Genomic DNA, 10,866 nt, shown 5'->3' with positions numbered 1-10,866 from the left:
GAAAAATAAAACTAATTAAAAGGTTTATTTATCAAGGGGTTGATTAAGATTAAGTATAATATTTTAGATTTTTTATTTTTTTATTTCTTTATTGTTAATTAACCTACTCTGTAGTTACTTATGTTTATATTCTCAAGTTTAATTGGGATTTTTTTGTCTCTAAAATTTGAGTAATAGTTGATGTTATTTTGGTTTGTTTTGCAACTTTAGATTTTTTCCTAATTTTAGTAGGTAGGGAATTAGCAATAAGATATATTTTGCTTTGTCGTTAATTCCGATAAAGTTGCATAAACTAAATTTGGATATTTATTTTATGCAAGCACTTCAAAAATTTAACGCATTTCTAAATAAGACGTTCTCACTTTGGATCGTATTCTTTGCCACGGTAGCTTACCTTTGGCCTCAATACTTTACATTTTTCCTTCCTTACATGACCTATGGCTTAGGCTTAATCATGTTTGGTATGGGTATGACCCTTACTTTTAAAGATTTTGCTCTGGTTCTAACTCAACCTAAAGCGGTTATCGTTGGTTGTTGTGCACAATTTACCATTATGCCTCTTTCAGCGTACTTCTTAGCGGTGGGCTTTAATTTACCACCTGAGTTAGCAGCTGGTTTAATCTTACTTGGAGCTTGTCCAGGTGGTACAGTTTCTAACATCATGACCTATGTTGCTCGTGGTAACGTAGCTTTATCAGTTACTATGACTTCAATCTGTACTCTAGTAGCTCCAGTAGTAACGCCAACAATTTTCTTCTTACTTGCAAGCCAATGGTTAGAAATCAGTCCATGGGGCATGTTTAGAAGCGTTGTAGAAGTTATCTTATTCCCAATCGTTCTAGGTATTGTTATCCGTTTATTCTTCAAACGTCAAGTTAACTACATCGTACAAGGTTTACCAGTAGTTTCATTTGCGTGTATTGCAGCTATCCTTACAGGTATCATCGCAATCAACTCTGACAACATCTCTAGAACAGGTGTATTAGTATTCTTCTTAGTGGTAGTACAAAACGCTGTAGGCTTTGCTTTAGGTTTTGTAGTATCTCGTGTATTAAGACTAGATCTTTACGACTCAAAAGCAATCTCTATCGAAGTTGGTATGCAAAACTCGGCTTTAGGTGTAGCTTTAGCTAATGCGCACTTAACCCCAATTGCAGCTATCCCTTCGGCAGTAGCAGCTTTATGGCACAACGTAGCAGCGCCTATGTTAGCTTCTTACTTTGCTCGTCTCAAAGATCCACGTGCAGATGCTAAAGAAGCAGCTGACGCTAAAGCAAAAGCACAAGGCAAACCAGTTGATGGTGAACCTATTGCTATCGAAGACTAATTAACAAGATCCCAAGCTCAGGCTTGGGATCTTTGCGTTTGGTGCTATAATATATCTTGTCTTTGTATCACAAACAACAAGGAGAGAACAAATGTTAAACTTTGAGTTTTATAATCCAACTCGCATTATTTTTGGGGAAAACACTATAGCTCGCTTAGACGAACTCGTGCCAGCCCAAGCTAAAGTATTAGTTGTTTATGGCGGAAACTCTGCCAAAGCCTTTGGTACTATAGGTGAGGTTACCAAGGCTCTAGGACAACGTAAATATGTTGAGTTTGGTGGGGTTGAAGCTAACCCAGATTATTTAACTCTACTCAAAGCAGTAGATGCTATTAAAGAACATGAGCTAGATTATATTCTCGCCGTAGGTGGGGGCTCGGTAATTGACGGGGTAAAATTTATTGCAGCTGCTAGTCAATTTGCAGGTGAAGATAAATGGGCTATTCTCGAAGGAGCACCAATTAGCCAAGCTTTACCTTTTGGGGTAGTGCTTACTATTCCAGCTACAGGCTCGGAAATGAACTCAGGAGCAGTAATTTCTTATCGTGAACGCGGCTTAAAACGTTCTTTTGCTTCGCCATTAGTTTTTCCAAAATTCTCGATTCTTGATCCAAGTAAAACCTTAACTCTACCTGAACGCCAAACTATGAATGGGGTAGTAGACTCTTTTGTGCATATAGTAGAGCAGTATGCGACCAAACAAACAGGAGCAGCAGTAACAGATGAATTTGCCGAAGGTCTATTAAGAGTTCTCTTACAAGTAGGTCCCGAACTTAAAGCAAATCCTAACTCAGTGCAAGCTCGCAGTGATTTAATGTGGGCAGCGACCAATGCTTTAAATGGTTTACTCCGTTTAGGGGAAGTGGGAGACTGGTCAGTACATGCTATAGGGCATCAACTTACGGCACTTTACGGCATAGACCATGCTCGTACTCTGGCAATAGTTCTGCCTGGAGTTTGGCAATACAAACTCGAAGCTAAACAAGCAAAATTAGCCCAAATGGCACGTAAAGTATTTGGTTTAGAAGGGGATGATGAACGTGAATTAGCTTTAGCAACTATTGCTAAAACTGAAGAGTTTTTCCACTCTCTAGGCGTAGGTACACGTTTAAGTGACTATGATTTAGATGTGCAAGCTGTAGTTGCTGTTGTAGCTAACCTTGAAAAAATAGGAGCTACTGCCCTTGGTGAAGACAAGGATATAGATCTCGTAGCTAGTACAAAAATTCTAACTTCTCGTCTTTAAAGACAAAAAAAAGGCTCCCGCGGGAGTCTTTTTTTATGATGGAAAAATCAATAAGGCTAAAGGAATAGTTACAACTAAAGCTATAAAAGTACGAATTAAGAAGATAACTACTAGATCAGCAAAATTACGTATAAGCTTAAATTGTAACAGGAGCAAGCCAATTTCTGATAAATAGATAAGCTGGATAATACTTAATACCCCAATAACAAATTTTAAAGCGGGAGTAGGATTATCTATGGTTGGTAATAAAGCTATAGGTAAGTAGTTATCAGCAAGGCTCGAAAAAATAACTGGTGCCGTTTGCTCGGCAGTTGTTGCACTATAACCAAATACCTCAAAGATCCAAGCTATAGGTAAAGAAACATACTTAAAGAACAATGGAAAATAAGTAACTAAACATAAAGCTATAGTACCCCAACAAATAATTACCGGAGTTAAATTAAAAACATAGCCGATTATACTAGGAAACTTATTGAGAAAGTTTTCTTTACTCAGTTTACTATTACGCTCACAAGCAAGGTTAAAAGCTTTTATCCAAGTAGAGTGATAGAGTTTTTCTGGATTTGTTTTACTAGGTACCGCAGCCTTTTGTCCAGCATAGAACTCTTGAGCAGGCTGAGAATGATTTGTACCATTTACATAGAGATCTTTATAGCGATTAAGCGGATAGATGCGTACGCTAATTACGGCTATGAGCATGCCCACACCTGTAATAGTGGCAAAGAAAGTCCAGAAGTAATCCATAAAGCCAAGGTAAGTACAAACTACTACTATCCACCCGATTGAAGAAATAGCAAAAGTAGTGGAAATAATTACTGCCTCTTTGTGGGTGAAATACCCTTGATCATAAAGTTGTTTACTTGAGATTACGGCAGCATTACCTGGAATTAACCAAGCCGAAAGCATACTAACCGAAGCCAGAGGCGAGAGCTTAAATAAAGGACGTAAAGCAAAGCCGATTAAGGTTCCTAAAAACTCCATAAAACCAAACTCAAGAATAAAAGTTTGGAAAAAGAGAATTGGCGCTACAAGAATTGCTAGTTGCGTAGCCTGCTCGAGCATACTTTGTCCAGTGTGCTCGGAAATTAAAAACTGAGGTCCAGTTTGGCTAAGAACAAGAACAGCAATAACCGCTCCTAGCGTACGGAAGAATACATCCAAGCCACTTACTTGCACTAGACGTAAAAAAGTTGCATTCTTGGCAAAAAGAGCTGGAGCAAAAAAGTACTGGATTAAAGAAAGGAAGCTCGAAAGAACACAAACGCCTGTAATTAAACAAATAAAAAACGGCAAGCCTAACCAGTTAATAAATTGCTTGAGATAGTAAAAGGTTAAAGTATCTATGGTTGAGCCTTGGTCTGCCAGAGGCAAATGAAAAGGAACAACCATGACTACTAAGCCAAAGGCTGTGCCGAGAATAAAACTCAGCAGACGCCAAGGAGTAAGATAGTTTTTTTGAATATGCATAAGCCAAAAAACTGAAAAAAGTTAACAAGACTCTGTATTATACCCTGTTTTATACTTTTGCATAATCTTAATTGTGTTAATTGGGTGAGGCTAGCAAGGTCTTACTTTGCTAAACTAGCACAGAGGTCAGAACTAGGTTTTCCTTTGCTACAAAGAGAAGAATAAAGTTTTTCTCTGCTCGAGCAAGGCAAAGTTTTTTACTTTTTCTCGCTAACCTAACTTTTGCTAAAAAGCAAAATTAGAGCTAAGAGCATCTTTGTCTAAAAGACCATGCAAAAGACTCAACAAATAAGCCCGCGAGCCAAGAAAGTAAAATCTAAATTTTTTCATTTGTGAAAAAGTGTTGGCTTCTTTTGCCTTATTTGCTCGGATCTTAGCCAAGAATTGCAAACATTTTCACAAAAAGTTAAAGTCATTTCACAAGTATTTTCTTCTTTGTCCTCTTTAGGGGAAAAACTAAGCTTACAAAATGCGTTTTAGATGTTATAATTAAGCCAAAGTTTTTTAAAATTTAGGAGTAAGACTAATGTCAACAAAACGTCGTCCACTTGTAATGGGTAACTGGAAATTAAACGGTTCTAAAGCATTTACAACTGAATTATTAACTGCATTAAAAGCAGAACTAGCTGACAACCCAGCTTGTGATGTAGCAGTTGCAACTCCAGCGTTATACCTAGCACAAGCTACCGACTTAGTAGCTGGTTCACAAATCAAAACTGGTGCCCAAAACGTTGACGTGCATGTTTCTGGTGCATACACAGGTGAAACTTCAATCGAACAATTAAAAGATTGTGGTGCTACTTATGTGATTATCGGTCACTCAGAGCGTCGTCAATACCACCACGAAAGTGATGCATACATTGCGGAAAAATTTGCGGTAATTAAAAATGCTGGTTTAGTACCTGTATTATGTATTGGTGAAACTGAAGAAGAAAATGCAAATGGTCAAACATTTGATGTAGTTTCACGTCAAATCGATGCGGTAATTAACGCACACGGTATCGCTGCTTTCAATGGTGCAGTAATTGCTTATGAACCAGTTTGGGCAATTGGTACAGGTAAAACTGCTACTCCAGAACAAGCTCAAAACGTTCACCAATTTATTCGTAACCACTTAGCTAAATTTGATGCAGCAGTTGCAGAACAAACTATTCTGCAATACGGTGGTTCAGTAAATGATGCAAATGCCGAAGCATTATTTGGTCAACCAGATATTGACGGTGCTTTAGTAGGTGGTGCTAGCCTTAAAGCGGGTGCATTTGCAGCGATTATTAAAGCAGCAGCTAAAGTTAAAGCTTAATTTTTTTGGGCAACAACTTTATCCCTAACCTTTTTACATTAAGTAATTATCTAATATATATTCAAACCAAACCCAACCAGGGTTAGGATGAAGATGTAACCTTATTAAAGCCTAAGCTCGATGAGCTTAGGCTTTAATAATTTGTTGTATAATAATAAGAGATTAACGCTTTTTAAATCGAATTTATTTATGTTATTGACCAGAATATTAGGGCGGGTATTCTCTTTATTAGTCTGGCTTATTTTAATGAGCTGCTTAGGGTTTTTGGTGGCAGTATGGCATAACCAATATATTCCGCTTAGTTTTGAAAGTTGGTGGCGGTTCATTGGCAGTACTTTGAGTGGGAGTTATTTTTATTATCACCCTATGTATACAGTTTCAATTGTAAAACTGATTATCACCACTCTAGAACTGGTTTTAACCTCAACAATTATAAATCTCTTTCTCTCGCTAATTTTAGTAACCTTGACCATTAAGCGTCAGAGATTAGGGAAGTTTATTTTTCAGTTTTTTACCGTAGTTAGGGTAATCCCTTTTATTGCCCTACCTTTACTATTCAATCAAGCTTTTACCGATAATACAGGAAGTACTTTACAAACGCTCGATGATGTGAACTATGGTTATTTTTCTAGTTCGCGTCTGTGGTTAATTCTCACGGGCGAAGGTTTTGTGGGTTCGCGTCTGAGTTTGGCAATTAACTTTTTCTTAATTGCTCTTACTGCTTCTTACTATATTTTGCCTCAAACTTACATTATGGTGGCACGGGCAACCAACCAAATAACTAACTATAGTTATGTAAAAACTGTAGCTAGTCAATGGTCTTCAGGACGGATAATGCGTAAAATCGTTATTCATCGTCTGGTACCAACCATTTGTAATGATTTCCCTCTGGTGCTCTCTACATTCTTTTTCTTTGTTTGTAGTTTAGAGTACATTTTTAACTGGCGAGGCATAGGCAGTTTACTGCTCGCTCTTATGCAAAACCGCGATAAGTTTGCCATAGAAATTGGGGTAATTATTTTTCTCCTTGGCAGTGGGTTAGTGTTAATGCAGTTTGCTTTTACTGCCTTTAGTAATATTTACGATCTCAATCAACGTAAGGAGTTACCATATGAAGCCGATTAGTCAAGTGTGGGACTCATTAATAAATAATCTCAACCCCGTTTACCATTTGCGTCGCTTTTGGAATCGACATGGACAAGGGAGCAAGGTTTTAACCTTTCATGAAATGCTATGCTTTATTATAGTTTTTATCGCCTTGTTTTATTCTTTTTTTGGGGAGTTTTTAATTAGTTTTGCTCCTGATGCAACTACTATAGCTCCAGAAAAAATTGTCGCTCCTTTTGAGTCCTATAATCATATTCTGGGTACCGATATCTATGGTCGTGATCTGCTTGATGTTTTTTTACTCGGCATCCATAAAAACTATTTAGTTGCCATAGTTATGCTCTTGATTGTGGGCGTTCTGATAGTGCCTCTAGCCTTAGTTTTAGGTTTTTACCTCAATAAAGACTTTTTAATTCGTAGTTTAACTGCTCCTTTAACCGTATTTGTGAGTTTGTTTTACTACTTTGTGCTAAGTGCTTTATTTGGACCTACGCTTTTTATCGCCGCCTTGGCAGTATTTTTACATATAGTAATTTACGCTTTTTATGGCGTCTATCGAGACGTAGTGCGGGTAATGGACTCAAATATGGTGAAGTACTTGCTTTTAGACGGAGCAAGCTTTGGGCAAGTGTTACGTTTAGTTTTATTACCGACGCTAATTGGCAAAATTTCTCGCCTCTTACGCCGCATTTTAATTTTAATTGTTACTGAGCTAATTTTAATTGGTGTTTTACAACTGGGCGTAAGTCCTACTTCAGTTTATTGGGGTAATGTTATGTTCCAAGCTTGGAAACACCAGGATTTAACCCCTTATGCCTTAATTATTCTCACAGGCTTGGTATCGCTAGTGCTTTATGCCAGTTTTGTGATCTTTGGGGTAGTCGAAGATCTGGTAAGGTCTCGCATTGAATTAGCTCGTCAGGGAGCAAGTAATAGGTATGGCTTTACTCGAAATTAGCAATTTAACCGTCAAGATCAAAGACCAAAAAACGGGCATACTTATTCCTTTAATTGATAATTTTTCCATAAATATTCAAGCAGGAGAGTTTGTTGGTTTAATTGGTGAAACCGGATCGGGAAAATCGGTAATAGCTCGCATCCTAGGAGGCAATATACGCCCAAATTGGCAAATTACTTGTAGTAGCTTTCGTTTTGATGGGCAAGAGTTACTCAAAGATAATTGCACGATTAATACCAGTTTACTTTCGGGCAGGGTTGGGGTAATAGATCAAGATCCAATTAATGTTCTTGATCCTTCGCAAAAGATTTTGCCCCAACTGCTTGCCCGCATGGAAACTTGTAAAAAATGGCGTGGCTTTATTTGGCGTAAAAAGCAACAGCAAATAAAGGAAATAATCGATCTGTTTACTCGGATGGGAATCAAAGAGCCCGAGCCGATTCTCAATGCCTATTATCAAGACCTTTCCCAAACCGAGCAACACTTAATGGCTATAGCCATGACCATAGTTACCGAGCCTTTGTTTTTAATTGCCGATGAGCCAACTACGGGCTTAAACTCAATATCTACCCAGAGGGTACAGTCGTTATTTAAGCGCCTTAATGCCAACTTTAATAAAACTGTGCTTTATTTGAGTAACAACTATTTAACGGTAAAAAATCTAGTGCACTCGGCACATATTCTTTACTTTGGGCAGGTAGTAGAAAGGTTTTTTCACCTACAAGAAGGGTCGCAAAAACTGCTAGATTATGCCCATCATCCATATACGCGTTTATTTTTACAGAGTTTGCCAGATTTTACCAGCAATCAACTGATTTATAAAACGCAACTTTACGCTATTCCAGGGCAACTGCCTGAATTATCCAATGTTCCAGTAGGTTGTCGTTTTGGTCCACGTTGTGAATTTGCTCAAAAAAAATGCATGCAAGTGCCAAGTTTAGTGCGCGATCGCGTCAGTGGTACTAGCGAGTTTGCTTGTCATTATCCTGTAGATTATCTCGAAGGCGAAGAACTCGAACGCATTAAAGAACAAAAAGAACAAATCAAACGGCAGATAGCGATAAAAATAGATCAGGATAATTAAACTTTTTCAGTCTTCTTTGCTTGAGCAAGGAAGACTTTATTTTTGTGCTAAGCAACTAAAAAAGCTTCTTTTTTTTGACAATTTCAGGTATATAACCTTTATAATATAAGAGTATTTTTTTGTGCCAGAGAGATTCTGCCCTTTCCTATTTTGACCAACACGGGATAAAGTGTAAAAAAAGATAACCTCTAACTTTAAGTTAGTTAACCAGAGATTTTTTTATGTCAGAAAAAGAAGTTTTAACGCACTGCCAAGTTGAAAAAGAACAAATTGACCAAGAGTTAGCAATTCGCTTAGAAGCGGCTAATAAAGATTACCTCACTTATAATTTTGATGCTCAGGGTAACCCAATTCTTACTGAACTTTCTAGTCCAGAAATTAGCTTAGACTTAGAGTGCCAAGAAATCTATGCTGATGAACAAGATCCAGATCTCAATGAATTTGTTTCTTGGTTAGATGCAACCGTAACTAGTAAAGAGCTAGATCAACAAGCAGTTTACGCTCTGATTCGTTTTAGTAACGAAGTAGTTACTCTTAAACAAAGTCTAAACTCTCTATTACCAGCGGTAACCAAAGGGGTGTTAATTACCCATCCAACTGCCGATGGTTTACAAGATGACGGTTCTTTACAAGTAGCAGCCGAGTTTGTGCAACAAAATCCTGGCTTTAGCCTCGTAATTTATCCGCATCCGGTTTATCACGAAAACCACCCAATTTATCAAGAGCAAGAGAAAATCAAACGCGAAAACTATCTTGATACTTTTACTAATTTTGGTATTGAAGCACTTAAATCTCTTGCCGAGAAAAATGGCGATACCGATCCATGGGTATTTAAAGCAGATGCAGACCAAATTTATGATGCAAGTTTATTAAGTGAGCAGTTTGAGCAAATTCTTGCCGTGCCGTCAAATCACATTAAAGTAAACTACTTTGTTAAATTAGACTTGCACTATGCGCCAGAAACCGACACTTTATACTATTTACGCACTAAAATTAGATCAACTAATTTTCTCGTAAAAGCTAAATACCTGCATACAGGAATGGTAATCGAAGAAGACAAAGCTAAAGAAGTATACTTCTTTGAAGACCAGCAAACAGACAAGTTTACGTTTAAGCAATCACTAAAAGGTCTAGGAAACTTTTTCAAGTACCGCTTTATGCATAAAGACAAGCGTAACTCTTTTAAAGAAGGAGTTAACAACCATGGTAAGTACGCGAGTCTAAGTGAAGCGCAAAGATATGCTTTACATACTATGCGGGAAATTCCTGCTAACTACACAGGCTTTTTAAATTCGATTCACTTTAAATATCTAAAACATGTACACTCGGGTAATTGCATAGCTTTACCTGCAGGAATGGTGTATCAAGACTTTTTAGCTTCGCAAGGTTATCGTGATCTGCTTGCTAAATACCCAGCTCTTGCCCAAAGTAATATTTTAACTTCGCCAGACGTGATTTTAAGTTGTTGTCATAATATGAACTTCCGTAAGGCACATGAATTTAAAGCTTTACGTGACTTCTATGCTCAATTACGTTTAGCCTCTTCGAATTCTGAAGTATGAAAAAACCAGAAGTAATCCTTACGGTAAAACACCTATCTAAATCTTATTTTGACTCCAAGCTGTTTCGCAAAAAGCACTTGGTGGTAGATAGTGTTGACTTTAAAGTTTACCAGGGAGAAATTTTTGGCATTACGGGGCACAACTCTTGTGGTAAATCTACGCTAGCTAAGTTGCTTTCAGGGCTAGTAGAACCTGACGCTGGGGAAATTATTTTTGCTGAGCGTGAATTATATTACGGCGATGTTAAATATCGTCGCCACCATATACGTATTGCTAAAACAGACATTGTAGAGAGCTTTAGTTTACCTCTGGATGTAAATGAGTTTTTACGTTTGCCTTTACAACTAGCAGGGATTGAAGAGCAAGGAATTATTTCCCAAACGTTAAGATTTCTTGAAGCTCCCCTAGATTTATGCAATAAGCCCTTAGCTCGACTCAATAACCAAGAACAAGCACTAGTGGCTCTTGCACATAGTCTAGTTCTTGATCCTGAAATAGTAATAGTTGATGATATTTTTGCTACTTGTGATCTGTCCTTTAAAGGTGTTTTAGTTAATATTCTTTTACGCTTACAAGAAAGAGGCAAAACTATTATTCTGATTACCTCAGATCTAGGCATAATAAAACACTTGAGTGATAGAGTAATGGTGTTACAAGACGGGGTGATCGAAGATCTAGGCACTACCTACGATATTCTCACCAATAGCCACAATGAGTTTATTAACCGTTTAGTTAAAAGCTATTTTGGTCGTCAACTTAAGTCTGCCGATTGGCTTTATTCTTTTAAAGAATTTTAGGATCTCCAAGTTGAGATC

The 10,866-nt window shown here is 37.5% G+C and carries 9 protein-coding genes; 8 read left to right on the top strand and 1 reads right to left on the bottom strand.

Annotation, left to right across the window (positions count from 1 at the left end):
* Positions 1 to 313 precede the first annotated feature (313 nt).
* Both CJP74_RS07195 and CJP74_RS07190 read left to right on the top strand, forming a co-directional pair.
* The gene (locus CJP74_RS07195; protein WP_119497743.1) at positions 314 to 1,327 is read left to right on the top strand and encodes a bile acid:sodium symporter family protein; all 1,014 of its coding nucleotides are present in this window, start codon (positions 314 to 316) and stop codon (positions 1,325 to 1,327) included.
* A gap of 91 nt (positions 1,328 to 1,418) precedes the next feature.
* The gene (locus CJP74_RS07190) at positions 1,419 to 2,573 is read left to right on the top strand and encodes an iron-containing alcohol dehydrogenase (protein ID WP_119497741.1); all 1,155 of its coding nucleotides are present in this window, start codon (positions 1,419 to 1,421) and stop codon (positions 2,571 to 2,573) included.
* 33 nt (positions 2,574 to 2,606) lie between these two features.
* Here the strand turns inward: CJP74_RS07190 and CJP74_RS07185 are convergent, their stop codons facing one another.
* The gene (locus tag CJP74_RS07185; protein WP_119497739.1) at positions 2,607 to 4,040 is read right to left on the bottom strand and encodes a YjiH family protein; all 1,434 of its coding nucleotides are present in this window, start codon (positions 4,038 to 4,040) and stop codon (positions 2,607 to 2,609) included.
* A 526-nt stretch (positions 4,041 to 4,566) separates the two neighbouring features.
* On the opposite strand from CJP74_RS07185, the gene tpiA reads away from it, so the two are divergent.
* The 6 genes from tpiA (at position 4,567) to CJP74_RS07155 (ending at position 10,848) form a co-directional block, all read left to right on the top strand.
* Entirely contained in the window at positions 4,567 to 5,340 is a 774-nt protein-coding gene (tpiA, locus tag CJP74_RS07180; protein ID WP_119497737.1) for a triose-phosphate isomerase, read from the top strand.
* Positions 5,341 to 5,706: 366 nt separating this feature from the next.
* A complete protein-coding gene (locus tag CJP74_RS07175) occupies positions 5,707 to 6,465 on the top strand; it encodes an ABC transporter permease subunit (protein ID WP_222987010.1) in 759 nt (252 codons plus the stop codon).
* Complete coding sequence (locus CJP74_RS07170) at positions 6,452 to 7,405, top strand: ABC transporter permease subunit (RefSeq protein WP_119497733.1); 954 nt, start codon at positions 6,452 to 6,454, stop codon at positions 7,403 to 7,405. Before CJP74_RS07175 ends, CJP74_RS07170 begins: the two co-directional genes overlap by 14 nt.
* Positions 7,386 to 8,489 carry an oligopeptide/dipeptide ABC transporter ATP-binding protein gene (locus tag CJP74_RS07165; RefSeq protein WP_119497731.1) on the top strand — a complete coding sequence of 368 codons (1,104 nt, stop codon included), beginning with the start codon at positions 7,386 to 7,388 and terminating at the stop codon, positions 8,487 to 8,489. The genes CJP74_RS07170 and CJP74_RS07165 overlap by 20 nt, the downstream gene beginning before the upstream one ends.
* Positions 8,490 to 8,710: 221 nt before the next feature.
* On the top strand, positions 8,711 to 10,051 hold the full coding sequence (locus CJP74_RS07160; RefSeq protein WP_119497729.1) for a hypothetical protein: 1,341 nt from the start codon (positions 8,711 to 8,713) through the stop codon (positions 10,049 to 10,051).
* Positions 10,048 to 10,848 (top strand): ATP-binding cassette domain-containing protein, encoded by an 801-nt coding sequence (locus tag CJP74_RS07155; protein ID WP_119497727.1) that lies wholly within the window; start codon positions 10,048 to 10,050, stop codon positions 10,846 to 10,848. The genes CJP74_RS07160 and CJP74_RS07155 overlap by 4 nt, the downstream gene beginning before the upstream one ends.
* Positions 10,849 to 10,866: the final 18 nt, after the last annotated feature.

Origin of the sequence: Psittacicella melopsittaci, from assembly GCF_003585925.1 — a bacterium.
GTDB lineage: Bacteria > Pseudomonadota > Gammaproteobacteria > Enterobacterales > Psittacicellaceae > Psittacicella > Psittacicella melopsittaci.
The sequence above is the reverse complement of the archived record's forward strand: the minus strand, read 5'-3'. Positions and strand labels throughout refer to the sequence as shown.